Annotated in this window: 26 protein-coding genes and 1 other RNA gene; 19 read left to right on the top strand and 8 right to left on the bottom strand. The window is 62.4% G+C overall.

Annotation, left to right across the window (positions count from 1 at the left end; genetic code table 11):
• Positions 1–73 precede the first annotated feature (73 nt).
• The gene (locus OCX61_RS22770; RefSeq protein ID WP_027918018.1) at positions 74–511 is read right to left on the bottom strand and encodes a Z-ring associated ZapG family protein; all 438 of its coding nucleotides are present in this window, start codon (positions 509–511) and stop codon (positions 74–76) included.
• Between the two features lie 135 nt (positions 512–646).
• On the opposite strand from OCX61_RS22770, the gene OCX61_RS22765 reads away from it, so the two are divergent.
• The 3 genes from OCX61_RS22765 (at position 647) to zapE (ending at position 3929) form a co-directional block, all read left to right on the top strand.
• Positions 647–1282, top strand: a complete 636-nt coding sequence (locus OCX61_RS22765; protein WP_261941481.1) for an alpha/beta hydrolase — start codon at positions 647–649, stop codon at positions 1280–1282.
• A 25-nt stretch (positions 1283–1307) separates the two neighbouring features.
• Positions 1308–2651, top strand: a complete 1344-nt coding sequence (locus OCX61_RS22760) for a tryptophan--tRNA ligase (protein WP_261941480.1) — start codon at positions 1308–1310, stop codon at positions 2649–2651.
• Positions 2652–2834: 183 nt separating this feature from the next.
• On the top strand, positions 2835–3929 hold the full coding sequence (gene zapE / locus OCX61_RS22755; RefSeq protein WP_261941479.1) for a cell division protein ZapE: 1095 nt from the start codon (positions 2835–2837) through the stop codon (positions 3927–3929).
• Positions 3930–4100: 171 nt separating this feature from the next.
• Here zapE and OCX61_RS22750 read toward each other — a convergent pair whose 3' ends face one another.
• On the bottom strand, positions 4101–5021 hold the full coding sequence (locus tag OCX61_RS22750; protein ID WP_261944355.1) for a GlxA family transcriptional regulator: 921 nt from the start codon (positions 5019–5021) through the stop codon (positions 4101–4103).
• A 386-nt stretch (positions 5022–5407) separates the two neighbouring features.
• Positions 5408–6448 (bottom strand): NADP(H)-dependent aldo-keto reductase, encoded by a 1041-nt coding sequence (locus OCX61_RS22745; protein WP_261941478.1) that lies wholly within the window; start codon positions 6446–6448, stop codon positions 5408–5410.
• Positions 6449–6705: 257 nt separating this feature from the next.
• On the opposite strand from OCX61_RS22745, the gene rplM reads away from it, so the two are divergent.
• The 7 genes from rplM (at position 6706) to OCX61_RS22710 (ending at position 11572) form a co-directional block, all read left to right on the top strand.
• Complete coding sequence (rplM, locus tag OCX61_RS22740; RefSeq protein WP_003251819.1) at positions 6706–7134, top strand: 50S ribosomal protein L13; 429 nt, start codon at positions 6706–6708, stop codon at positions 7132–7134.
• A 14-nt stretch (positions 7135–7148) separates the two neighbouring features.
• A complete protein-coding gene (gene rpsI, locus OCX61_RS22735) occupies positions 7149–7541 on the top strand; it encodes a 30S ribosomal protein S9 (protein ID WP_003260797.1) in 393 nt (130 codons plus the stop codon).
• 264 nt (positions 7542–7805) lie between these two features.
• Complete coding sequence (petA, locus tag OCX61_RS22730; RefSeq protein ID WP_027918012.1) at positions 7806–8399, top strand: ubiquinol-cytochrome c reductase iron-sulfur subunit; 594 nt, start codon at positions 7806–7808, stop codon at positions 8397–8399.
• Positions 8399–9610 (top strand): cytochrome b, encoded by a 1212-nt coding sequence (locus OCX61_RS22725; protein ID WP_016395499.1) that lies wholly within the window; start codon positions 8399–8401, stop codon positions 9608–9610. The genes petA and OCX61_RS22725 overlap by 1 nt, the downstream gene beginning before the upstream one ends.
• Positions 9610–10389 carry a cytochrome c1 gene (locus OCX61_RS22720; RefSeq protein WP_027918011.1) on the top strand — a complete coding sequence of 260 codons (780 nt, stop codon included), beginning with the start codon at positions 9610–9612 and terminating at the stop codon, positions 10387–10389. Before OCX61_RS22725 ends, OCX61_RS22720 begins: the two co-directional genes overlap by 1 nt.
• Positions 10390–10506: 117 nt before the next feature.
• The gene (locus OCX61_RS22715) at positions 10507–11130 is read left to right on the top strand and encodes a glutathione S-transferase N-terminal domain-containing protein (protein WP_261941477.1); all 624 of its coding nucleotides are present in this window, start codon (positions 10507–10509) and stop codon (positions 11128–11130) included.
• Between the two features lie 10 nt (positions 11131–11140).
• Positions 11141–11572, top strand: coding sequence for a ClpXP protease specificity-enhancing factor (locus tag OCX61_RS22710; protein ID WP_261941476.1), 432 nt, complete (start codon positions 11141–11143; stop codon positions 11570–11572).
• A gap of 51 nt (positions 11573–11623) precedes the next feature.
• Here OCX61_RS22710 and OCX61_RS22705 read toward each other — a convergent pair whose 3' ends face one another.
• From OCX61_RS22705 to OCX61_RS22685, 5 genes are all read right to left on the bottom strand, one after another.
• Positions 11624–11842, bottom strand: coding sequence for a YgdI/YgdR family lipoprotein (locus tag OCX61_RS22705; protein ID WP_261941475.1), 219 nt, complete (start codon positions 11840–11842; stop codon positions 11624–11626).
• 104 nt (positions 11843–11946) lie between these two features.
• Positions 11947–12525: a BON domain-containing protein gene (locus OCX61_RS22700; RefSeq protein WP_085675072.1), complete on the bottom strand. Its 579-nt coding sequence runs from the start codon at positions 12523–12525 to the stop codon at positions 11947–11949.
• Positions 12522–13115, bottom strand: a complete 594-nt coding sequence (locus OCX61_RS22695; RefSeq protein WP_008097558.1) for a phosphoheptose isomerase — start codon at positions 13113–13115, stop codon at positions 12522–12524. The genes OCX61_RS22700 and OCX61_RS22695 overlap by 4 nt, the downstream gene beginning before the upstream one ends.
• Before the next feature lie 86 nt (positions 13116–13201).
• On the bottom strand, positions 13202–13573 hold the full coding sequence (locus OCX61_RS22690; protein ID WP_261941474.1) for a YraN family protein: 372 nt from the start codon (positions 13571–13573) through the stop codon (positions 13202–13204).
• Positions 13573–15390, bottom strand: coding sequence for a penicillin-binding protein activator (locus OCX61_RS22685; RefSeq protein ID WP_261941473.1), 1818 nt, complete (start codon positions 15388–15390; stop codon positions 13573–13575). The genes OCX61_RS22690 and OCX61_RS22685 overlap by 1 nt, the downstream gene beginning before the upstream one ends.
• A 221-nt stretch (positions 15391–15611) precedes the next feature.
• On the opposite strand from OCX61_RS22685, the gene rsmI reads away from it, so the two are divergent.
• From rsmI to mraY, 9 genes are all read left to right on the top strand, one after another.
• Positions 15612–16454: a 16S rRNA (cytidine(1402)-2'-O)-methyltransferase gene (gene rsmI, locus OCX61_RS22680; protein WP_261944354.1), complete on the top strand. Its 843-nt coding sequence runs from the start codon at positions 15612–15614 to the stop codon at positions 16452–16454.
• Positions 16455–16521: 67 nt separating this feature from the next.
• Positions 16522–16881, top strand: an RNA gene (gene rnpB, locus OCX61_RS22675) — RNase P RNA component class A.
• Positions 16882–17191: 310 nt separating this feature from the next.
• The gene (mraZ, locus tag OCX61_RS22670) at positions 17192–17647 is read left to right on the top strand and encodes a division/cell wall cluster transcriptional repressor MraZ (protein ID WP_011535546.1); all 456 of its coding nucleotides are present in this window, start codon (positions 17192–17194) and stop codon (positions 17645–17647) included.
• Positions 17644–18591, top strand: coding sequence for a 16S rRNA (cytosine(1402)-N(4))-methyltransferase RsmH (gene rsmH / locus OCX61_RS22665; RefSeq protein ID WP_409261876.1), 948 nt, complete (start codon positions 17644–17646; stop codon positions 18589–18591). Before mraZ ends, rsmH begins: the two co-directional genes overlap by 4 nt.
• Complete coding sequence (gene ftsL / locus OCX61_RS22660) at positions 18588–18881, top strand: cell division protein FtsL (RefSeq protein WP_261941472.1); 294 nt, start codon at positions 18588–18590, stop codon at positions 18879–18881. The genes rsmH and ftsL overlap by 4 nt, the downstream gene beginning before the upstream one ends.
• Positions 18881–20614: a peptidoglycan D,D-transpeptidase FtsI family protein gene (locus OCX61_RS22655; RefSeq protein ID WP_177408517.1), complete on the top strand. Its 1734-nt coding sequence runs from the start codon at positions 18881–18883 to the stop codon at positions 20612–20614. The genes ftsL and OCX61_RS22655 overlap by 1 nt, the downstream gene beginning before the upstream one ends.
• Positions 20611–22101, top strand: a complete 1491-nt coding sequence (locus OCX61_RS22650; RefSeq protein WP_410011088.1) for a UDP-N-acetylmuramoyl-L-alanyl-D-glutamate--2,6-diaminopimelate ligase — start codon at positions 20611–20613, stop codon at positions 22099–22101. The genes OCX61_RS22655 and OCX61_RS22650 overlap by 4 nt, the downstream gene beginning before the upstream one ends.
• Positions 22094–23461 carry a UDP-N-acetylmuramoyl-tripeptide--D-alanyl-D-alanine ligase gene (locus OCX61_RS22645; RefSeq protein ID WP_261941470.1) on the top strand — a complete coding sequence of 456 codons (1368 nt, stop codon included), beginning with the start codon at positions 22094–22096 and terminating at the stop codon, positions 23459–23461. Before OCX61_RS22650 ends, OCX61_RS22645 begins: the two co-directional genes overlap by 8 nt.
• A complete protein-coding gene (gene mraY / locus OCX61_RS22640; protein WP_261941469.1) occupies positions 23461–24543 on the top strand; it encodes a phospho-N-acetylmuramoyl-pentapeptide-transferase in 1083 nt (360 codons plus the stop codon). The genes OCX61_RS22645 and mraY overlap by 1 nt, the downstream gene beginning before the upstream one ends.
• The last annotated feature ends 4 nt before the right edge of the window (positions 24544–24547 follow it).

Raw genomic sequence — 24547 nt, 5'->3', positions numbered from 1 at the left:
CGCGGGTCAAGCCCGCTCCCGCAGAAGCCATGATCCAGACCAAAAAAAGGCCTCTTTCGAGGCCTTGTTCATGTCAGCGCTTGAGCCCGTAGCTCTCGTCGAGCATGCCCGGCGAGTTCGGCGACTTCGGTGCATAGTCGCGTGGCACTTCGGCGGTATCCTTCGGCGGGGTCAGGCGGTCACGCGGCCCCTGGGTGCCCTCGGAGTGCAGGGCGGCGAGCAGGCGCTGGCGGGTCAGCTCGTCGAGCGCCAGGTGGTTGGCGCCGTCGGCCAGGTGATCCTGCACGTCCTGGTAGCTCTGGGTCAGCTTCTTGACCAGTACCGCGGTGCTGTTGAAGTGGGTAACCACCTGGTTCTGGTAGCTGTCGAAGCGCTGCTGGATATCGTCCAGCTGACGCTGGGTGCTGCTGGGCGCCGCATTGGGCAACAGGCGGGCCACGATGAAACCGACCGCCACACCGATGACCAGGGCCAGGGTTGGCAACAACCAAACAAGGAGCGAGAGTTCCACGAGTCCTTCCTCTATAAACGGCTTTGCTTTACGTTAACGGCTCAGACCTGCGCTGTATACCGCGAGCGATCGCAAATCAGAACAGAATTCCTCACCTAGACGAAACGACCCCCTTCGAGGTCACGGAGTAGTGCCTTGCTTGTTCGCGAAACCCCCTTGTTCATCGACGGCCCGATCGGCCAGCTGGAAGCCTTGTACCTGGATGTGGCCGATGCCCGCGGTGCGGTGCTGATCTGCCACCCCAACCCGGTCCAGGGCGGCACCATGCTCAACAAGGTGGTCTCGACCCTGCAGCGCACCGCCCGCGACGCTGGCTATGTGACCTTGCGCTTCAACTACCGCGGTGTCGGCCAGAGTGCCGGCAGCCATGACATGGGCGCTGGCGAGGTGGCCGATGCCGAGGCCGCTGCAGCGTGGCTGCGCGAGAAGCACCCGCAGTTGCCGCTGGTGCTGATGGGCTTCTCGTTCGGCGGCTTCGTCGCCACCAGCCTGGCCGGGCGCCTGGAGGCGCAAGGTGTGGCGCTGCAACAGCTGTTCATGATCGCCCCGGCGGTGATGCGCCTGACCGCCGACTTCCCGCTGCCGCAGCGCTGCCCGATCGCCGTGGTGCAGCCCGATGCCGACGAAGTCGTCGATCCACAGCTGGTTTACCAATGGTCCGACGCACTGGGGCGCCCCCATGAGCTGCTGAAAGTGGCAGAATGCGGACACTTCTTCCATGGCAAGCTGACCGATCTGAAGGATCTGCTGCTGCCGCGCCTTTCGAACTGAGCCAAGCCTGAATAAGCGAACACCCATGACCACGCGCATCCTCACCGGTATCACCACCACCGGCACCCCGCACCTGGGCAACTACGCCGGCGCCATCCGCCCGGCGATCGTCGCCAGCCAGCAGCCTGGTGTCGACTCGTTCTACTTCCTGGCCGACTACCACGCCCTGATCAAGTGCGACGACCCGCTGCGCATCCAGCGCTCGCGCCTGGAAATCGCCGCCACCTGGCTGGCCGGTGGCCTGGACCCGAACAAGGTGACCTTCTATCGCCAGTCCGACATCCCCGAGATCCCGGAACTGACCTGGCTGCTGACCTGCGTCGCGGCCAAGGGCCTGCTCAACCGTGCCCACGCCTACAAGGCCTCGGTGGACAAGAACGTCGAAAACGGTGAAGACCCGGATGCCGGCGTGACCATGGGCCTGTTCAGCTATCCGGTGCTGATGGCGGCGGACATCCTGATGTTCAACGCCAACAAGGTTCCGGTCGGTCGCGACCAGATCCAGCACGTGGAAATGGCCCGTGACATCGGCCAGCGTTTCAACCACCTGTTCGGCCAGGGCAACGATTTCTTCGCCCTCCCCGAAGCGGTGATCGAGGAGAGCGTGGCAACCCTGCCGGGCCTGGACGGGCGCAAGATGTCCAAGAGCTACGACAACACCATCCCGCTGTTCACCAGCGCCAAGGAGATGAAAGACGCCATCTCGCGCATCGTCACCGACTCGCGTGCCCCTGGCGAAGCCAAGGATCCGGACAACTCGCACCTGTTCACCCTGTTCCAGGCCTTCTCGACGCCGGCGCAGTGCGCCGAGTTCCGCGAAGAGCTGCTGCAGGGCCTGGGCTGGGGCGAGGCCAAGCAGCGCCTGTTCCAGCTGCTCGACGGCCAGCTGGCCGAAAAGCGTGAGCACTACCACCAGCTGATCTCGCGCCCGAACGACCTGGAAGACATCCTCCTCGCTGGCGCCACCAAGGCCCGCAAGATCGCCACCCCGTTCCTCGAGCAACTGCGCGAAGCAGTTGGCCTGCGTTCGTTCCGCAGCAGCGTGCAGGCGACCACCGAAGTGAAGAAGAAGGCCGCCAAGAGCGCGCGCTTCGTCAGCTTCCGTGATGAAGACGGCAGCTTCCGCTTCCGCCTGCTGGCCGCCGACGGCGAGCAACTGCTGCTGTCGCGCAGCTTCGCCGATGGCAAGAGCGCCGGTGCCGTGAGCAAGCAACTGCAGCAGGGTGGCGAAGCCGACGTACGCGTCGATGGCCTTGGCTTCAGCCTGTGGCTGGACGGCGAGCAGGTGGCCGACGGACCGCAGTTCGACAGCGCCGAAGCCCGAGATTCGGCTATCGAAAGCCTGCGTGTAGCGCTTGCGCCACTGTAGGAGCGGATTTATCCGCGAACACCGGCATAGCCGGTGCCAGGCACCGCGCTGCCTGCTTCGCGGGTAAACCCGCTGCCACAGGAATGCACACCGCCTGAGGCATTTCGCCGCAAGTCTGATTGCCATTAAGCGGGCCTGTCGCTACAGTGACGGCCCGTTTTTTGTTGCCTCGCTAACGAAATCATGACGCCCCTAGAACGATATCAAGCAGATCTGAAACGTCCCGACTTCTTCCATGATGCGGCGCAGGAAACTGCGGTTCGTCACCTGCAGCGTCTGTACGACGACCTGGTGCACGCGCAGAACAACAAGCCGGGCATGTTCGGCAAGCTGTTCGGCAAGAAGGAGCAGACGCCGGTCAAAGGCCTGTACTTCTGGGGCGGAGTAGGGCGCGGCAAGACCTACCTGGTCGACACCTTCTATGAGGCACTGCCGTTCAAGCAGAAGATGCGCACGCACTTCCACCGCTTCATGAAGCGCGTCCATGAGGAAATGAAAACCCTCAAGGGCGAGAAAAACCCGCTGACCATCATCGCCAAACGCTTCAGCGAAGAAGCCAAGGTGATCTGCTTCGACGAATTCTTCGTGTCCGACATTACCGACGCGATGATCCTCGGCACTCTGATGGAAGAGTTGTTCAAGAACGGCGTATCGCTCGTGGCTACCTCCAACATCGTGCCGGACGGCCTGTACAAGGACGGCCTGCAGCGCGCGCGCTTCCTGCCGGCCATCGCCATGATCAAGCAGTACACCGACGTGGTGAACGTCGACAGCGGGGTCGACTACCGCCTGCGTCACCTGGAGCAGGCCGAGCTGTACCACTACCCGCTCGATGACGCGGCGCACCAGAGCCTGCGCGCCAGCTTCAAGGCGCTGACCCCTGAGTGCACCCAGGCGGTCGAGAACGACGTGCTGATGATCGAGAATCGCCCGATCAATGCCCTGCTTACCTGTGACGACGTGGCCTGGTTCGACTTCCGCGCCCTGTGCGACGGCCCCCGCAGCCAGAACGACTACATCGAACTGGGCAAGATCTTCCATGCCGTGCTGTTGAGCAACGTGGAGCAGATGGGCGTCACCACCGACGACATCGCCCGCCGCTTCATCAACATGGTGGACGAGTTCTACGACCGCAACGTCAAGCTGATCATCTCGGCCGAGGTGGAGCTCAAAGACCTGTACACCGGCGGGCGCCTGAGCTTCGAGTTCCAGCGGACCCTGAGCCGCTTGCTGGAAATGCAGTCGCACGAATTCCTGGCGCGCGCGCACAAGCCCTGAGATCCTGGGGCCGCTTGCGGCCCATCGCCGGCAAGCTCGGCTCCCACAAGGTATTGCGCAATACCTTGGACTGCCCCCAAGGGTTGGATTTTTTGTCCAACTTCTTGGGGGCAGTCCACCTTGTGGGAGCCGCGCTTGCCGGCGATGGGCTGCGCAGCAGCCCCATTGGCCTCATGCCTCTTGCATGAACTGCTGGCGATACTGGTTCGGCGACAGCTCGGTATGCTGGCGGAACAACCGCGCAAAGAAACTCGCATCGTCATAGCCGACCTCGTAACTGATGGTCTTGATGCTCTTGCGCGTGCTCGACAGCAGCCCCTTGGCCGTCTCGATGCGTAACCGCTGCAGGTAGTGCAGCGGTTTGTCACCCGTCGCCCCCTGGAAGCGGCGCATGAAGTTGCGGATGCTCATGCCATGGTTGCGGGCCACGTCCTCGAAGCGGAACTTGTCGGCGAAGTGTTCTTCCAGCCAGTGCTGGATCTGCAGGATGATCAGGTCCTGGTGCAGCTTCTGGCCGCCGAAGCCCATGCGCCCTGGCGTGTAGTTGCGCTGCACTTCGTAGAGGATGTCGCGGGCCACGGCACGCGCCACGTTGGCGCCGCAGAAGCGCTCGATCAGGTAGATGTACAGGTCGCAGGCTGAAGTGGTACCGCCAGCGCAGTACAGGTTGTCAGCGTCGGTCAGGTGCTTGTCCTGGTTCAGGCGGATCTTCGGGAAGCGCTCGGCGAAGCTGTTGAAGAAGCGCCAGTAGGTGGTCGCCTCCTTGCCGTCGAGCAAGCCGGATTCGGCCAGCCAGAATACCCCGCTGGCTTCGGCGCACAACACCGCGCCACGGGCGTGCTGTTTGCGCAGCCATGGCAGCACCTGTGGATAACGTTGCTGCAGATTGTCGAAATCTTCCCAGAAGGCCGGGAGGATGATCACGTCGGCATCGTCGAGGCCTCCATCGACCGGCAACTGCACATTGCTGAAGCTGTCCACCGGCTGGCCATCGGGGCTCACCAGATGGATCTCGAACATGGGCTGCAAGCCCAGGCCCAGCTGCTTGCTGTAGCGCAGGCTGGCGAGATGGAAGAAATCCTTGGCCTGCATCAAGGTCGAAGCGAACACCTTGTCAATGGCCAGGATGCTGACGCGCCGCAACGACGCGGAGGGTTGGGTAAACATCATTGTCATTGTTCTTATAGGGTAGAGTGGTCAATCACCGGCTGGATCGTCTTATTTTTTGGCGATTGTGTCTACCCCGCACCCTCAAGGTCTGCACCGAACCCTGTGGGAGCAACTGTCTTGCTCAATTTCTAGAATCTGGCGCGATCCTGTGGGAGCGGGCTTGCCCGCGAAGCCGACATCGTGGTGAATGGCACGGGCTTCGCCCGTGTTCGCGGGCAAGCCCGCTCCCACAGGGATCGCGCCAGGTTCTAATCCCACCTCAGGACACAAGCGGGTTCACCCGCGAAGAAGTCGACACCGGGTTCAGCTCAAGGCGCCGGGTTCGGCTGCTCCTGATGGACGGCCTCGATTGCCGCGAGCAGCTCGTCACTGAGGTTAAGCCGCAGGCTGTCGAGGTTGCTCTGCAGTTGCACAAGGTCGGTCGCGCCGATGATGTTGCTGGTCACGAACGGCTGCCGGGTGACGAACGCCAGGGCCATCTGCGCCGGGTCCAGGCCGTGCGCCTGGGCCAATTGCACATAGCGGCTGCAGGCCGCCACGGTCTGCGGGTTGGAGTAGCGGGCGAAGCGGCTGAACAGGGTCAGGCGGCCTTTCTCTGGCCGGGCGCCGTGCTCGTACTTGCCCGAGAGCATGCCGAATGCCAGTGGCGAATAGGCCAGCAGGCCGCATTGCTCGCGGATCGCCACTTCCGCCAGGCCCACTTCGAAGCTGCGGTTCAGCAGGTTGTAAGGGTTCTGGATCGACACCGCCCGCGGCCAGCCACGGGTATCGGCCAGGTGCAGGAACTTCAGGGTGCCCCACGGGGTTTCGTTGGACAGGCCGATGTGGCGGATCTTGCCGGCACGCACCTGCTCGTCGAGCACTTCGAGAGTTTCTTCCAGTGGGGTGAACAGGTCGTTGGCCTGGTGCTGGTACCCGAGCTTGCCGAAGAAGTTGGTGCTGCGCTCCGGCCAGTGCAGCTGGTAGAGGTCGATGCGGTCGGTCTGCAGGCGCTTGAGGCTCTCGTCCAGCGCGGCAACGATGTGCTGGCGGTTGTGCTTGAGCTGGCCGTCGCGGATGTGGCTGATGCCGTTGCCAGGGCCGGCGACCTTGCTGGCCAGCACCCAGTCGTCGCGGTCGCCGTTGGCGCGGAACCAGTTGCCGATGATGCGCTCCGTGGCGGCGTAGGTCTCGGGGCGCGGCGGCACCGGGTACATCTCGGCGGTGTCGATGAAGTTGATGCCGCTGGCCTTGGCCAGGGCAATCTGCTCGAAGGCCTCATCCTGGGTGTTCTGCTCACCCCAGGTCATGGTGCCCAGGCACAGGGCGCTGACGTCGAGGTCGGTACGGCCGAGCTTGCGGTATTCCATCGGGAAAACACTCCTTGGCAAAGAAGCCCATCAAAGCAGGTTGAAATTTTTCGTGCAATCTGGATAATTCTGCCCCTCTCCGTGTGGCGGAAGTGATGCACCACCACGCAGGAAGAACCCCGTCGAACATTGGCGTGCCCGACCCGAGCCCCCAAAAGCGTCAGCGTTCGGCTGCGCGCTTGCCCTTGGCAAGCTGTGCACTATCCAGTAAGATTCGCCGTCTATTTTTCGCTGGGCGGCCTCTGAGGCTTTAGAGAATGAAAACTTTTACTGCTAAACCGGAAACAGTAAAGCGCGAGTGGTTCGTAGTTGACGCCGCTGGCCAGACCCTGGGTCGTCTGGCTACCGAAATCGCTACCCGTCTGCGTGGCAAGCACAAACCAGAATACACCCCTCACGTTGACACCGGCGACTACATCGTCGTCATCAACGCTGAACAGGTTCGTGTGACTGGTGCCAAGTCTTCCGACAAAATGTACTACTCCCACTCCGGTTTCCCAGGCGGTATCAAGGAAATCAACTTCGAGAAGTTGATCGCCAAGGCCCCTGAGCGTGTTATCGAAACCGCGGTCAAAGGCATGCTGCCTAAGAACCCGCTGGGTCGCGACATGTACCGCAAGCTGAAAGTGTACGCGGGTGCTGCTCACCCACACACTGCTCAGCAGCCTCAAGAACTGAAGATCTAACGGGAAAGTTCATTATGTCGGCGACTCAAAATTACGGCACTGGCCGTCGCAAGACCGCAACCGCTCGCGTTTTCCTGCGTCCGGGTACTGGTAACATTTCCATCAACAACCGTTCTCTGGACGTGTTCTTCGGTCGCGAAACCGCTCGCATGGTTGTTCGCCAGCCGCTCGAGCTGACTGAAACCGTTGAGAAGTTCGACATCTACGTCACCGTTTCCGGTGGTGGTGTCAGCGGTCAGGCCGGTGCGATCCGTCACGGTATCACCCGCGCTCTGATGGAATACGACGAAACCCTGCGTGGCGCTCTGCGTCGTGCTGGCTACGTCACCCGCGACGCTCGTGAAGTCGAGCGTAAGAAAGTGGGTCTGCGTAAAGCGCGTAAGCGTCCTCAGTACTCCAAGCGTTAATACCGCTTCGGCAGTCGAAAAAAGCCCGGTTCCTTGGAACCGGGCTTTTTTTTGTGCTTGAACTAACCTGTCAGCATGTCGGTGACCGTTTGTCGCATAGACGCAGATCAAGCAAAGCGCGGGTTATGGCTCCCCGTGGGGGTAATCACCTTGTCACTGTGTGGATTTGTTTCTTACCATGGCGGCCAATTTTTAGCGCCACAGACACAACCTAAGTACAGGCCAGGTCCAACTGGCCAAGCAAAGCTGATGGGAGAGGACTGAATGAGCAATGACGGCGTCAACGCAGGCCGGCGCCGCTTCCTCGTAGCCGCGACATCCGTGGTCGGGGCAGCGGGGGCAGTGGGGGCTGCGGTACCGTTCGTGGGGTCATGGTTTCCCAGTGCCAAGGCGAAGGCGGCCGGCGCACCGGTGAAGGTCAATATTGCCAAGGTCGAGCCGGGGCAGCAGATGGTTGCCGAGTGGCGTGGCCAGCCGGTGTTCATCGTGCGGCGAACGCAGGAGATCCTTGGCAACCTGAAGAAGATCGAAGGTGACCTCTCCGACCCTCAATCGAAGAGCTCGGTGCAGCCGGCCTATGTCGACCCTGAGGTTCGCTCGATCAAGCCGGAAATCCTCATTCTCGTCGGTCTTTGCACGCACCTGGGATGCTCGCCGACCTTCCGTCCGGAAGTCGCGCCTGCAGACCTCGGGCCGAAGTGGGTTGGTGGCTATTTCTGCCCTTGCCACGGCTCCCACTACGACCTGGCCGGTCGTGTCTACAAGTCGCAGCCGGCGCCTCTCAACCTGCCAGTGCCGCCGCATTCTTATGAGTCGGACGACATCGTCGTCATCGGCGTCGACCAGGAGAAAGCATGATGAGCAAGTTCATGGACTGGATTGACGCTCGCTTCCCCGCCACCAAGATGTGGGAAGACCACCTGAGCAAGTATTACGCGCCCAAGAACTTCAACTTCCTGTATTTCTTCGGCTCGCTGGCGCTGCTGGTGCTGGTCAACCAGATCGTCACTGGCGTGTGGCTGACCATGAGCTTCACGCCCTCGGCGGAAGAGGCCTTCGCCTCGGTCGAGTACATCATGCGTGACGTCGAGTACGGCTGGATCCTGCGCTACCTGCATTCCACCGGTGCTTCGGCGTTCTTCATCGTGGTCTATCTGCACATGTTCCGCGGCCTGCTCTACGGTTCCTACCAGAAGCCCCGTGAGCTGGTATGGCTGTTCGGCATGCTGATCTACCTGGCGCTGATGGCCGAAGCCTTCATGGGCTATCTGCTGCCATGGGGGCAGATGTCGTACTGGGGTGCTCAGGTGATCATCTCGCTGTTCGGTGCCATCCCGGTGATCGGTGGCGACCTGACCCAGTGGATTCGCGGGGACTACCTGATCTCGGGCATCACCCTGAACCGCTTCTTCGCCCTGCATGTGGTGGCCCTGCCGATCGTGATTCTCGGCCTGGTCGTGCTGCACATCCTGGCCCTGCACGAAGTGGGTTCGAACAACCCTGATGGTGTGGACATCAAGAAGAAAAAGGACGAAAACGGCATTCCGCTCGACGGCATTCCGTTCCACCCGTACTACACCGTCAAGGACATCGTCGGCGTGGTGGTATTCCTCTTCGTGTTCTGCGCCGTGGTGTTCTTCTTCCCGGAAATGGGTGGTTACTTCCTGGAAAAACCCAACTTCGAGCAGGCGAACGCGTTCAAGACGCCGGAGCATATCGCCCCTGTCTGGTACTTCACGCCGTTCTACGCGATCCTGCGTGCGGTGCCTGACAAGCTCATGGGCGTAATCGCCATGGGTGCCGCGATCGCCGTGCTGTTCGTGCTGCCCTGGCTTGATCGCAGTCCGGTGCGCTCCATGCGCTACAAGGGCTGGATCAGCAAGGTCTTCCTGCTGGTGTTCTGCATTGCCTTCGTCATCCTAGGCATTCTCGGCGTCCTGGCACCTACGCCTGGGCGGACCTTGCTGTCACAGGTGTGCACGGTGCTGTACTTCGCCTACTTCCTGTTGATGCCGTTCTACACAAGGCTTGAGAAGACCAAACCGGTTCCGGAAAGGGTGACTGGCTGATGAAAAAGTTGATTGCAGTATTTTTGCTGGCAGTGATGCCTGCCTTTTCCTTCGCTGCCGAACATGGCCTGGAACTGGACAAGGTCGACATCGACCTTACCGACAAGGCGGCCATGCAGGACGGTGCGCGCACCTTCGCCAACTATTGCATGGGTTGCCACAGCGCCAAGTTCCAGCGTTACGAGCGGGTGGCCGATGACCTTGGCATCCCCCATGAGCTGATGCTCGAGAAGCTGGTGTTCACCGGTGCCAAGATCGGCGACCACATGCAGATCGGCATGCAGCCCAGCGATGCCAAGACCTGGTTTGGCGCCGCGCCGCCCGACCTGACCCTGGTCGCCCGGGTGCGCGGTACCGATTGGTTGTACACCTACCTGCGCAGCTTCTATGAAGACAAGTCGCGCCCGTACGGGGTCAATAACAAGGTATTCCCTAACGTCGGCATGCCCAATGTGCTGGTCGGCCTGCAAGGTAATCAGGTGGTTGGCTGCAAGCAGGTGCAGATGGTGGTCGATGGCAAGAAGCAATTCGACCCATTGACGGGTAGCCCGCTGACCCATGAGGCCTGCGACCAGCTGACCATTACGCCGAATTCCGGTACCCTGAACACCGAGCAGTTCGACGAGAAGGTCAAGAACCTGGTGACCTTCCTGGCCTATTCGGCCAACCCGGTCAAACTGGAAAGCCAGCGCATCGGTACCTACGTGTTGCTGTACCTGGCTTTCTTCTTCGTATTTGCCTACTTGCTCAAGCGCGAATACTGGAAGGACGTGCACTGATCACGCAGTAGTTTCTGGTAGTTGAACGCGCCCGCGGGGGCCTGGCAGATGTGCCGGGTCCCCGCGGGCGCGTTTTCATTTAGAGTTTTACAAGCATTCCTTGCGAGGAGGCGCTACATGGGCGCAACCAACCGGTTAGCCTGCTATTCCGACCCTGCTGACCATTATTCTCATCGGGTGCGCCTTGTGCTTGCCGAGAAGGGCGTCAGCGTGCAGGTCATCGACGTCGATCCTGCGCGGCTGCCAGCCAAGCTGGCAGAGGTGAATCCTTACGGCAGCGTGCCGACCTTGGTCGATCGTGATCTGGCGTTGTATGAGTCGACCGTGGTGATGGAATACCTTGAGGAGCGTTACCCGCATCCGCCTTTGATGCCCGTGTACCCGGTGGCGCGTGGCAATAGCCGCCTGCTGATGCACCGCATCCAGCGCGACTGGTGCGCCCTGGCTGATACCATTCTCGACCCGCGCAGCGCTGAGGCCGCCCGCACCGAGGCGCGCAAGGCGCTGCGCGAGAGCCTGACCGGTGTCTCGCCGCTGTTTGGCGAGTTTGCTTGCTTCATGAGCGAGGAGCAAAGCCTGGTCGACTGTTGTCTATTGCCCATACTATGGCGTTTGCCGGTCATGGGTATCGAATTGCCCCGGCAGGCCAAGCCGCTGCTGGATTACATGGAGCGACAGTTCGCCCGCGAGCCTTTCCTGGCGAGCCTGTCCTCCGTTGAACGTGAAATGCGCAAGCTTTAAGGAGCCGTTGATGAACTCCAGTCGCCCCTATCTGGTTCGAGCACTGTACGAGTGGATCGTCGACAACGATTGCACCCCCCATATGCTGGTCAATGCCGAATTCCCGGCGGTCCAGGTGCCCCAGGGCTTTGCCAGTGATGGTCAGATCGTCCTGAATATCTCGCCGAGTGCTGTGCGCAATCTGCACATGGACAATGACGCGGTCAGCTTCGAGGGGCGTTTCAGTGGCGTCTCCCATTCGCTGTTCGTGCCGGCTGGTGCCATTCTGGGCATCTATGCCCGGGAGAACGGCCAAGGCATGGTCTTCGAGCTGGAGTCGCCGATGATGGATGGCGATGACATTGAAGACGAAGACGTTGAGCCGGATGACGATGGTCCGCCGGAAGGGGGTGGCCAGCCACCGCGCCCAAGCGGGCGGCCCAGCCTGAAGGTGGTCAAGTAACAAAAAAGGCGATCCGCATGGATCGCCTTTTTCTTTGCTGCAACGTTGCGCTTACAGATCGCTGATGGTGCGGACCTGATCGCGGTTGATGCGGGTGCGCTTGCCGTCGAGCTGCTGGAATTCGTAGAAGCCGGTGTCCTTCTCGAAGTGCGGGGTGTCGACGGCCTGGATTTCGCGGCCGTCGTTGAGGGTGATCAGGCTTGGGGTGGAGCAGCCGGCCAGGGTGGCGAAGGTGCCGAGCAGCAGAGCGGGCAGCAGAAGCTTTTTCATGCGGTGTTTCCTGGATATCGGGAAGGTTGAAGCGGGTGGTTTCCTGTGCCGGCCTCTGTGTGGGCGGGCTTGCCCGCAAAGGGTCGGCACGGGACAAGGCTTGATCAGTCGATGTACTCGAACAGCTTGACGATCTTCTGCACGCCAGACACACCCTGAACCACGGCAGTGGCGGAGTTGGCCTCTTGCTGAGTCACCAGGCCCAGCAGGTAGACGATGCCGTTCTCGGTGATCACCTTGATCCGCGAGCTTGGCACGGCATTGTCGGTGAGCATCTGGGTCTTGATCTTGGTGGTCAGCCAGGCGTCGTTATTGCGTGCCAGGATGGAGGAGGGCTGCATCACCTGCAGCTCGTTGTGCACTTTCTTCACGCGCTGGACCTGGCTGGCGGTCTGTTCGGCCAGGCTCTTGAGGTCGGCGCGCGGGGTTTGCCCGGCGAGCAGGACGATACCGTTGTAGCTGCTGACAACGATGTGCGAGCTCTTGTCCAGGTCAGGGCTGGCCTTGGCAATGTTGACCGAGGCCTTGGTCTCGATCAGCGAGTCGTCGATCTTGCTGCCGATGGTGCGAGTGCCGCGATCATCCTCGATCGGCGAGTTGCGGGTCGAGGTCAGCACCGAGCTGCAGCCGGTGACGCTCAGGCACAGGGTCAGGGCCATCAGGCCGAGGCGTATGGGGGTCATTCTTCACTCCCGAACAGTTGGCTGTCGATCAGATCGCACAGGCAGTGGATCGCCAGCAGGTGGACTTCCTGGATACGTGCAGTGACCGTCGACGGTACGCGGATTTCCACGTCTTCGGGCAACAGCAGCGAAGCCATGCCGCCGCCGTCACGTCCGGTCAATGCTACGACAATCATTTCGCGATCATGTGCGGCCTGGATCGCTTGAATCACGTTGGCAGAGTTGCCACTGGTCGAAATCGCCAGCAGTACGTCGCCGGGCTGGCCCAGGGCACGGATCTGCTTGGAGAAGATTTCGTTGTAGCTGTAATCGTTGGCGATCGAGGTCAGCGTCGAGCTGTCGGTGGTCAGGGCGATGGCCGGCAGGCTCGGGCGCTCACGCTCGAAGCGGTTGAGCAGTTCCGAAGAGAAGTGCTGGGCATCGCCGGCCGAGCCGCCGTTGCCGCAGGCGAGCATCTTGCCCTCGTTGAGCAGCGCATTGACCATGACCAGGCTTGCCTGCTCGATGTGCGGTGCCAGGATGTCCATTGCCTGTTGCTTGGTGTCGATGCTGGCCTGGAACAGCCGGCGAATTCGGGATTGCATGTCCATCTGGTGACCTTAAGTGGGGCGGTGGCCGGCGCGACGCGCAACAGGGACCAGCCCGCGAAACATAGAGCAAAAAAAACGGAGTGGGTTCAGCATTCGAAGGCGTTTTTCAGCCATTGAAATGGCCGGCCTGCATGGTGGCTGCCCTGCAGGGCGACAACGTCGAAGCGGCAGGGGTGATCGGCCCAGCGGGACTCCTTCTGCAGGAACAGGGTGGCGGCAAGCACCAGCCGTTTCTGCTTGCGCCCGTCAATGCTGCCGAGGGCGCCACCGAAGTCCGCGTGCAACCGATAGCGGACTTCGACGAATACTACTGTATCGGCGTCGAGCATGACCAGATCAAGCTCGCCGCCTTTGCATCGCCAATTGCGTGTCAGCAGTTGCAGGCCTTGCCCTTGAAGGTATTCAAGGGCTTGGGTTTCTGCCGCCTGGCCGGCGCTGCTCGGCGATGCCTTGGGCATCAGTGCGCGGTGTCCGGCAGGCGCTTGACCTGGCCGCCAGAGAACTCGGCCCACGGCAGCTGGCGCTCGACGCGCTGGTTGGCGTTGATGCTCAGGCTGCCCGACAGACCTTGCACGCGGTTGTCCGGCAGTGCCTTGAGCTGGCCCAGGCGAGGTGCCAGGCTGTAGGCATCGACGCCCATGGCGTACAGGCGACCGAGGCTGCCTGCGGCTTGTGGCCATTGCTGCACCACCTGCTGGCGCAGGCTGTTGCTGGTGTCGAGCAGCCACGGGGTTTCGCAGAAGCGAATGCCGTTCATGTCGTTGTACTGGTTGACGTCACCGCTGGCGCTATACAGGTTCGAGGTGGCGTAGACCGGTACATCACCGGCGTACTGGAAGTTCAGGGTCGGTTTGATCTGTTGCGCCTGCTGTGGGGTCGAGGCGAGGAAGATGAAATCGATGTCCTGGCGGCGCGACGGTTGTGCCGCGATGTTGCCGCCCACGGTGCTTTGCAGGCTTTGGGCGCGGCCTTCGCTCTGGCGCAGCTGGAACAGGTTGGCGATCTGCTGGGCCAGGGCGACGGGTTGGGCGATGCGCTCGGCAGCGATGATGGTGCCGCCATTGCCTTCCCAGTCCTGGCGGAAGGCGGCCAGCACGCGGTCGCCCCACTCACCGCTCGGTACCAGGGCCACAGCGCGGACCATGCCGTCGGCGCGGGCGCGGCGTGCCACTTCGCGGGCTTCGTCCTCGGCGGCGAGGCCGAACTGGAACAGCTGCGGTGGTGCCTTCTGGCCGGCGTCGGCGTAGTTCAGGGCGAGGGTGGTGATAGGCAGTTGCGCATTGGCCGCGAGCTTTTTCACCAGCGGCTTTTCCAGTGGGCCGACCACCAGCTGTACGCCGTCGGCCTGGGCCTGGCGATAGAAATCGTCGAGCGAACCGATGCGCGAGCTGTCATAGACCTGCACGGCCGGCGCTTGCCCGCCAGCCTGCTGGGCCTGGAAGTGGGCAGCCATGAAGCCGTCACGCAGGGCGCGGGCAACGCCGGCCAGCGGGCCTTCCTGAGGCAGCAGCAGGGCGATCTTGGTCAGCGGCTGGCTGGCCAGTTCCTTGAGCTTGGTCAGGGCCAGCGGCAGTTGCTTGGCGGCTGGGTGGTCAGGGTGCTGCTTGCGCCAGGCTTCGATGGCGGCCTGCTGCTGCTCCAGGGTGCCAGCGCTTTTCACCGCCAGCGCCAGGCTGGTCCAGCCGGCCAGGATTTCGTTGTTGGCAGGTTGCTGCAGCTGTTCGGCCGGCAGCGAAGCGACCAGGGCCCAGATGGCGTCATTGTTCGCGCTGGCGGCCTGGCCGCTGAGCAGCGGGCTCAGCAGCACGCGTTGCTGGGCGGCGGCCAGGGCCTGGCCGTCGGCCTCGAGGGCGGCGGCGTGGACGCTGTAGGTGCGCATCTGCTGTTGCTCTGGCAGTTCAGCGATGTGCTGCAGGCTCGGGTGAGACAAGGCAGTCAGGGCGGCCTTGGGCTGGTTGCGGCTCATTGCCAGTTCGGCGCCGAGGGTGGCAGCGAAGATTTGCTGGGCCGGCTTGAGCGTGTCCATCGGCACCTGCTCGAGGATGCGTGCGGCGCGTGGGAAGTCCTTCTGCTTGTAGGCCAGGTCGGCGGCGCTCAGGCGCAGCAGGGCAGCGTCTTCGGCGGACTTGCTGGTGGCGGCCTTCTCGAGCAGTTGCTCGATGCTGGCGTCCGGGGTGCGTGGCAGTTCGCCCAGGCTGGATGAGGGCGAGCTGGCGCAGGCTGCCAGCAGAGCAGCGAGGCAGAGGGCTGTGAACAGCCGCAGGCAAGCGATCATGTAAAGGTCCTGTTACTCGATCAAGTTGGCCGGCAATTGTACCCAAGCGGCGGCCGGGGCGCGATCTGCCGTTAGCAGAACCTTCACTATAGGCGGCTCGCCGATGGCTGCTGATGAAGTTCTTTGCGCCCTGTTACCGGCGCTCGGGCTACAATGGCGCCTTTGATCCGAAAGGCAGGGTGTGTGCAGTGACTGATGTGGCCGGGACTTCGAAATCCACCATGGGGACGCTTTATGTGGTCGCGACCCCCATCGGCAACCTTGACGACATGAGCGCCCGGGCGCTCAAGGTGCTGGCCGATGTCGCCCTGATCGCCGCCGAGGACACCCGGCATTCGGTTCGTCTGCTGCAGCACTTCGGCATCGATACGCCGCTGGCGGCCTGCCATGAGCACAACGAACGCGACGAAGGCGGGCGCTTCATCACCAAGTTGCTGGCGGGTGAGGATGTGGCGCTGGTGTCCGATGCTGGTACACCGCTGATTTCCGACCCAGGCTACCACCTGGTGCGCCAGGCCCGGGCCGCAGGCGTCAGCGTGGTGCCAGTGCCAGGCGCCTGCGCTTTGATTGCCGCGCTATCGGCTGCCGGCCTGCCTTCTGACCGCTTCATCTTCGAAGGCTTCCTGCCGGCCAAGGCTGCCGGTCGTCGGGCGCGCCTGGAGCAAGTCAAGGAGGAGCCGCGCACGCTGATCTTCTACGAGGCGCCACACCGCATCCTCGAATGCCTCGAGGACATGGAGCGGGTGTTCGGGGGTGAGCGCCCGGCGTTGCTGGCGCGTGAGCTGACCAAAACCTTCGAGACCCTCAAAGGCCTGCCACTGGCTGAGTTACGCGCTTTCGTCGCCGGCGACAGCAATCAGCAGCGGGGTGAGTGCGTGGTGCTGGTCGGGGGCTGGAGTGCGCCTGAGGGCGAGGAGGCGATCAGTGCCGAGGCGCAGCGTGTACTGGATCTGTTGCTGGCCGAGCTACCGCTGAAAAGAGCGGCGGCACTGGCGGCGGAAATCACCGGTGTGCGCAAGAACTTGCTTTATCAGGTGGCCTTGGAAAAGCAGAAAGCACAGTAGTGGCAATTAGACATAATTGACGGTATCGCTTGTTCTTGGGCGCGCGTGCCGTTAACCTTGTCGGCGGAGAGTCGATCGGACAGTCGCTGCCGTCTTTTGTTCCGCAAAAGATGGGGGAGGAAAGTCCGGGCTCCATAGGGCAGAGTGCCAGGTAACGCCTGGGAGGCGCGAGCCTACGGAAAGTGCCACAGAAAATAACCGCCTAAGCACTTCGGTGCCGGTAAGGGTGAAAAGGTGCGGTAAGAGCGCACCGCACGGCTGGCAACAGTTCGTGGCTAGGTAAACCCCACTCGGAGCAAGACCAAATAGGGTTCCATCAGGCGTGGCCCGCGTCGGAACCGGGTAGGTTGCTAGAGGCGTCCAGTGATGGCCGTCGTAGAGGAATGACTGTCCTCGACAAAACCCGGCTTACAGATCGACTCTCCACCTCCCCCCCCTCCTGCTTGAATCGATAGCAGATCCAATCTGGTAATACCAAAAAGATCTTACTCTTAATAAATCACTTTAACTTCGAACTGCATTCATTTGAGTCGGTTTGATTTTTCACGTTTTTTTCATCCTCCGGTACACCTTCCTCCTTCCTTTAATGCGCTAAATCTCGGTCCTGTAAGGGTTTTCCTTATGAACGTGCCTTGACGGTGCAGCGGGCGGATTCCTATAGTGTGCGCAAGTGGCAGAAAGTGGGATGAAGTGGGTTTTCTGGCACAAAAAAGCTAACATTGTGGGGAATCACAGCCGTGTTCCGCGGAGCCAACGCCGTCAGCCTCGATGCCAAGGGCCGTCTCGCAATGCCGAGCCGGTACCGTGACGAGCTCGATTCGCGTTGCAATGGTCAGCTGATCGTGACCATCGACGCCGTTGACCCCTGCTTGTGTGTTTATCCCCTCGATGAGTGGGAACAGATTGAAGCCAAGTTGCGTGCCTTGCCGTCGTTGCGTGAGGAAAACCGCCGCCTGCAGCGTTTGCTGATCGGTAATGCGGTTGACCTGGAGCTCGATGGCAGTGGGCGTTTCCTGGTTCCGCCCCGCCTGCGTGAGTACGCCAAGCTGGACAAGAAGGCGATGCTGGTGGGGCAACTGAACAAATTCCAGCTGTGGGATGAGGATGCCTGGAACGCGGTTTCGGCAGCCGACCTTGCAGCTATTCAACAACCGGGCGCCATGCCCGACGATTTGCGTGACCTGATCCTGTGACCATAGATAGCGGCTTCAACCACATCACCGTCCTGCTCGATGAAGCTGTCGAGGCATTGGCCCTGCGCGCCGACGGTTGCTATCTGGACGGCACCTTCGGGCGTGGCGGCCATAGCCGCCTGATCCTCAGCAAGCTCGGGCCGCAAGGGCGGCTGCTGGGCTTCGACAAAGATCCTCAAGCGATTGCCACCGGGCAAGCGCTGGCGGCCGAAGACGGCCGCTTTGTCATTGTGCAGCGCAGCTTTGCCGAGTTGGGCGCGGAAGTGGTCGCGCGTGGTCTGCACGGCAAGGTCAGTGGCATCCTGCTTGACCTGGGCGTGTCCTCGCCGCAGCTGGATGACCCCGAGCGCGGCTTCAGTTTCCTCAACGATGGCCCGTTGGACATGCGCATGAACCCGAACCAGGGCATCAGTGCCGCCGAGTTCATCGCCACCGCTCCCGTCGAAGAAATTGCCCGTGTTTTCAAGGAGTACGGCGAAGAGCGCTTCGCCGGGCGCATGGCGCGTGCCGTGGTCGAACGCCGCGAGAAGCAGCCGTTCACCCGTACCGCCGACCTGGCTGAAGTGCTCAAGGTCGCCAACCCTGCCTGGGAAAAGGGCAAGAACCCGGCGACCCGCGCCTTCCAGGGCCTGCGCATCCACGTCAACAACGAGCTGGGCGACCTCGAGACAGGCCTTGAGGCTGCACTCGACGCCCTGGAAGTGGGCGGCCGCCTGGCTGTCATCAGCTTCCACTCGCTGGAAGACCGCATCGTCAAACTGTTCATGCGCAAGCTGGTCAAGGGCGAGGCTGACAACCTGCCACGCAACCTGCCAGTGCAGCACAAGGTCTTCGAGCCGAAGATCAAGCTGATCGGCAAGGCCCAGTTTGCTTCCGAAGCCGAACTCAAGGCCAACCCGCGGTCGCGCAGCGCCGTGATGCGTGTGGCGGAGAAGCTTCGGTGAGCCGGCTATTCGCCAAACCTCTGCCAGGCGGAAGCTTCCTGATGCTTCTGCTGTTCGTCGGTGTGCTCGTTTCGGCCATCGCCGTGTCTTACAGCGCCCACTGGAATCGCCAACTGCTCAATACCCTGTACGGCGAGTTGAACGAGCGTGACAAGGCTCAGGCCGAGTGGGGCCGGCTGATTCTTGAGCAAAGCACCTGGACCGCCTCCAGCCGCATCGAGAGCCTGGCCTCCGAACAGCTGAAGATGCGCGTGCCCGCGGCTGACGAAGTACGGATGGTGGCGCCATGATGAAGCTCGAAGGCGCACTCTACCCCTGGCGCTTCCGGGTGGTGATCGGTTTGCTGGCGCTGATGGTCGGCGCGATCTGCTGGCGCATCATCGACCTGCAGGTTGTCGACCGTGACTTCCTCAAGGGCCAGGGCGATGCCCGCAGCCTGCGTCACATTCCGATTCCCGCGCACCGTGGCCTGATCACCGACCGCAACGGCGAGCCGTTGGCCGTCAGTACCCCAGTCACCACCTTGTGGGCCAACCCCAAGGAAATGCAGGTGGCCAAGGACCGCTGGCCGCAGCTGGCCGCTGCCCTTGGGCAGAACGCCCAGCAGCTGACCGAGCGCCTGACCCAGCAAGCCAACAAAGAATTCATCTACCTGGTCCGCGGCCTGACCCCGGAGCAGGGTCAGCACGTGCTCGATCTGAAAGTGCCGGGCGTGTACGGCCTGGAAGAATTCCGCCGTTTCTATCCGGCCGGTGACGTGACCGCGCACATGGTCGGCTTCACCGACCTCGACGACCACGGTCGCGAAGGTGTGGAGCTGGCCTACGATGAATGGTTGGCCGGCGTGCCCGGCAAGCGGCAGGTGATCAAGGACCGGCGTGGCCGGTTGATCAAGGACATCCAGGTCACCAAGAACGCCAAGGCCGGCAAGACCTTGGCGTTGTCGATCGACCTGCGCCTGCAATACCTGGCCACCCGTGAACTGCGCAACGCCATCGCCGAGCAGGACGCCAAGGCCGGCAGCCTGGTGATCATGGACGTCAAGACCGGTGAAGTCCTGGCCATGGTCAACCAGCCGACCTACAACCCTAACAACCGTCGCAGCATGTTCCCGGCCGCGATGCGTAACCGGGCGATCATCGACGTGTTCGAGCCGGGCTCGACGGTGAAGCCGATCTCGATGAGTGCGGCGCTGCAGAGCGGTCGCTGGAAGCCGACCGACAAGGTCGAGGTGTATCCGGGCAGCCTGCAGATCGGCCGCTACACCATCAAGGACGTGTCCAAGAGCGAGGGCCCGATCCTCGACCTGACCGGCATCCTGATCAACTCCTCCAACGTCGGCATGAGCAAGATCGCCTTCGACATTGGCGGCGAAGCCATTTACCGGGTGATGTCCCAGGTCGGCCTGGGCCAGTACACCGGCCTCGGCTTCCCGGGCGAGCGCGTCGGCAACCTGCCCAACCACCGCGAGTGGCGCAAGGCTGAAACCGCGACCCTGTCCTACGGCTACGGTGTGTCGGTCACCGCCCTGCAGTTGGTGCACGCCTACGCGGCACTGGCCAACGACGGCAAGATGGTGCCGCTGTCGATCCTCAAGGTCGACAAGGCGCCTGAAGCGGTGCAGGCCATTCCGAAGGAAACCGCCGAAACCATCCAGGGCATGCTGCAGCAGGTGATCGAAGCGCCGCGCGGCGTGTTCCGTGCCCAGGTGCCGTTCTACCACGTGGCCGGCAAGTCCGGTACCGCACGTAAGGCGACTGTGGGCTCCAAGGGTTACACCGAAAACGCCTACCGTTCGCTGTTTGCCGGCTTCGGCCCGATGAGCGATCCGCGCTACGCCATCGTCGTGGTCATCGACGAGCCGGGCAAGGGTGGCTACTTCGGCGGCCTGGTATCGGCCCCCGTATTCAGCAAGGTCATGTCGGGCACCCTGCGCCTGATGAATGTGCCGCCAGACAACCTGCCGCCGCCGAGTGACCCGCAGCAGGCCAGTGCAGTACCCGCCAAGGGAGGGCGTGGATGATGACGATGCCTTTGAGCAAGCTGTTCGCCCATGCCAGCCGTGATCCGCTGATCCGTGAACTGACCCTGGACAGCCGTCAGGTGCGTCAGGGTGACCTGTTCCTGGCTGTGCCCGGTGCCAAGGTTGATGGCCGTGAGCACATTGCCGATGCGCTGTCGCGTGGCGCTGCGGCCGTGGCTTATGAAGAGCAGGGCGTCACCGTGCTGCCGATCACCGATGTGCCGCTGATTCCAGTGAAGGGGCTGATCGGCCAGCTGTCGCAGATTGCCGGGCGTTTCTACGGCGAGCCGAGCCGCCAGCTGAACCTGGTGGGCGTCACCGGCACCAACGGCAAGACCAGCGTTACGCAACTGGTGGCTCAGGCGCTCGATGAGCTGGGCCAGCGCTGTGGCCTGATTGGTACACTTGGCACCGGCTTCTATGGCGAGCTGCAGAGCGGCCGACTGACCACGCCTGACCCGATTGCCGTGCAGTCGACCCTGAACGACCTCAAGAAAGGTGGCGCCAAGGCCGTGGCCATGGAGGTTTCCTCCCACGCCCTTGAGCAGGGCCGAGTCGCTGCGCTGGAATTCGACATCGCGGTCATGACCAACCTGTCCCGCGATCATCTGGATTATCACGGCAGCATGGAGGCTTACGAGGCCGCCAAGGCCAAGCTGTTTGCCTGGCCGAGCCTGCGTTGCCAGGTGGTCAACCTGGATGATGACTTCGGCCGTCGCCTGGCCGACGATTTTGCCCGCCGCCCGAGTGTCGACCATATCGAGACCCGGCTGCTCAGCTACAGCCTGGAAAACCCGGACGCTTCGCTGTTCTGCCGCGAAGCGCATTTCGATGATGGTGGCGTGCGTGCCACACTGGTCACTGCCCAGGGCGAACGCATCCTGCGCAGCCAGCTGCTGGGCCGCTTCAACCTGAGCAACATGCTCGCGGCCGTGGCCACGCTGCTGGCGCTGGATTACTCGCTGGACGAGATTCTCAAGGTCACCCCGCAGCTGCAGGGCCCGGTCGGCCGCATGCAGCGCCTGGGTGGTGGTGCCAAGCCGCTGGTGGTGGTCGATTACGCCCATACCCCCGACGCGCTGGAAAAAGTCCTCGAAGCCCTGCGCCCACATGCCCACGGCAAGCTGCTGTGCCTGTTCGGCTGCGGTGGCGACCGCGATCGCGGCAAGCGCCCGCTGATGGCCGAAGTGGCCGAGCGCCTGGCCGACCGCGTGCTGGTTACCGACGACAACCCGCGTACCGAAGACCCGCTGCGTATCTTCGACGACATTCGCCCCGGTTTCGCCAAGCCTGGCGACGTCGAGTTCGTCGCTGGCCGCGGCGAGGCCATTGCCCACCTGATCGCCACCGCAGCGGCTGACGACGTGATCGTCCTGGCCGGCAAGGGGCACGAGGACTACCAGGAGATCCATGGCGAGCGCCATGCCTTCTCCGACCTGATCGAAGCCGACAAGGCACTTGCAGCCTGGGAGGCTCCACATGCTTAAGCCCATGACCCTCAGCCAACTGACCGGCGCCTTGAATGCGCGCCTGGTCAACGCCGACGCCAGCTTCAGCGGGGTCAGCATCGACAGCCGCAGCGTCACCGCCGGTCAGTTGTTCGTTGCGCTGACCGGGCCGCGCTTCGATGGCCATGACTACCTCACCGACGTGAAGGCCAAGGGTGCCGTTGCTGCGCTGGTCGAGCGTGAAATCGCCGATGTCGATCTGCCGCAACTGCTGGTCGCCGACTGCCGTGTCGCACTGGGCCAGCTGGGTGCGCTGAACCGCGCCGCCTTCGACAAGCCAGTGGTCGCCATCACCGGTTCCAGCGGCAAGACCACGGTCAAGGAGATGCTTGCCAGCATCCTGCGCACCCGTGGCCTGGTGCATGCCACCCGCGGCAACCTGAACAATGACCTCGGTGCTCCGCTGACCTTGCTGGAAATCGCCCCGGAGCACAGCGCTGCGGTGATCGAGCTGGGCGCCTCGCGCATCGGCGAGATCCGCTACACCGTCGGCCTCACCCGGCCTCAGGTGGTGATCATCAATAACGCCGGCACCGCCCATGTGGGCGAGTTCGGAGGCCCGGAGAAGATCGTCGAAGCCAAGGGCGAGATCCTCGAAGGCCTGGGCGAGGGCGGCACCGCCATCCTCAACCTGGCCGACAAGGCGTTCGAGATCTGGCGCAAGCGCGCTGGCAAACACCGCATCTTCAGCTTTGCCCTGGACAACCCGCAGGCCGACTTCCATGCCAGCGACATTGGCCGTGATGCCCGTGGCTGCCCATCCTTCACCCTGCACGGCCCTGATGGCAGTGTGCCGGTGCAACTGAACCTGCTGGGCACCCACAACGTCAGCAACGCCCTGGCCGCTGCCGCCGCTGCCCATGCCGTTGGTCTGAGCCTGAGTGGCATCGCCGCCGGCCTCAACGCCGTGCAACCGGTCAAGGGCCGCACCGTGGCGCAAATCGCCCCGAGTGGTGTGCGGGTTATCGACGACAGCTACAACGCAAATCCCACCTCCATGTGTGCGGCCATTGATATACTCGCCGGCTTTTCCGGGCGCACCGTTCTGGTGCTTGGAGATATCGGCGAACTGGGCCAGTGGGCGGAAGAAGGCCACCGGCAGGTGGGTGACTACGCACGTGGCAAGGTTGACGCCGTGTATGCAACGGGTTCCAACATGATTCATGCGGTCAAGGCGTTCGGCGCCAATGGCCGTCATTTCGCTACTCAAGCTGAGCTGATCGACGCCGTTCGCGGCGAGACTGCCAGCGACACCACTATCTTGATCAAGGGATCGCGCAGCGCTGCGATGGAAAACGTCGTGGCTGCACTGTGCGGTGCCAGCGGGGAGAAACATTAATGCTGCTGCTGTTGGCCGAGTATCTGCAACAGTTCCACAAGGGCTTCGCGGTCTTCCAGTACCTGTCCCTGCGCGGGATTCTGGGTGTACTGACCGCGTTGTCGCTGGCGCTGTGGCTGGGGCCGTGGATGATCCGTACCCTGCAGATTCGCCAGATTGGTCAGGCCGTGCGTAACGACGGCCCGCAATCGCACCTGTCCAAGTCCGGCACCCCGACCATGGGTGGCGCACTGATCCTGTCTGCCATTGGCGTCAGCACACTGCTGTGGGCCGACCTGTCCAACCGCTACGTCTGGACCGTGCTGATCGTCACCCTGCTGTTCGGGGCCATCGGCTGGGTCGACGACTACCGCAAGGTGATCGAAAAGAACTCTCGGGGCCTGCCGAGCCGCTGGAAGTACTTCTGGCAGTCGGTGTTCGGCCTGGGCGCGGCCGTGTTCCTGTACATGACCGCACCGACCAGCGTCGAAACCACCCTGATCGTGCCGTTCCTCAAGGACGTCACCATCCCGCTGGGTATCGGCTTCATAGTCCTGACCTATTTCGTCATCGTCGGCTCCAGTAACGCGGTCAACCTGACCGACGGCCTCGATGGCCTGGCGATCATGCCAACCGTGATGGTCGGCGGAGCGCTGGGTATCTTCTGCTACCTGTCGGGTAACGTGAAGTTCGCCGAATACCTGCTGATCCCTTACGTGCCGGGCTCGGGTGAGCTGATCGTGTTCTGCGGCGCGCTGATCGGTGCCGGCCTGGGCTTCCTGTGGTTCAACACCTATCCGGCCCAGGTGTTCATGGGTGACGTCGGCGCGCTGGCGCTGGGCGCCGCCCTGGGCACCATCGCCGTGATCGTGCGCCAGGAAATCGTGCTGTTCATCATGGGCGGCATCTTCGTGATGGAAACCCTGTCGGTGGTGATCCAGGTCGCCTCGTTCAAGCTCACCGGCAAGCGCGTGTTCCGCATGGCGCCGATTCACCACCACTTTGAACTCAAGGGCTGGCCTGAGCCACGCGTGATCGTCCGCTTCTGGATCATCACCGTGATTCTGGTACTGATCGGCCTGGCAACCCTGAAACTGAGGTAGAAAA

The organism is Pseudomonas sp. LRP2-20 (assembly GCF_024349685.1).
Taxonomy (GTDB): Bacteria; Pseudomonadota; Gammaproteobacteria; order Pseudomonadales; family Pseudomonadaceae; genus Aquipseudomonas.
This window is presented reverse-complemented; position numbering and strand designations above follow the sequence as displayed.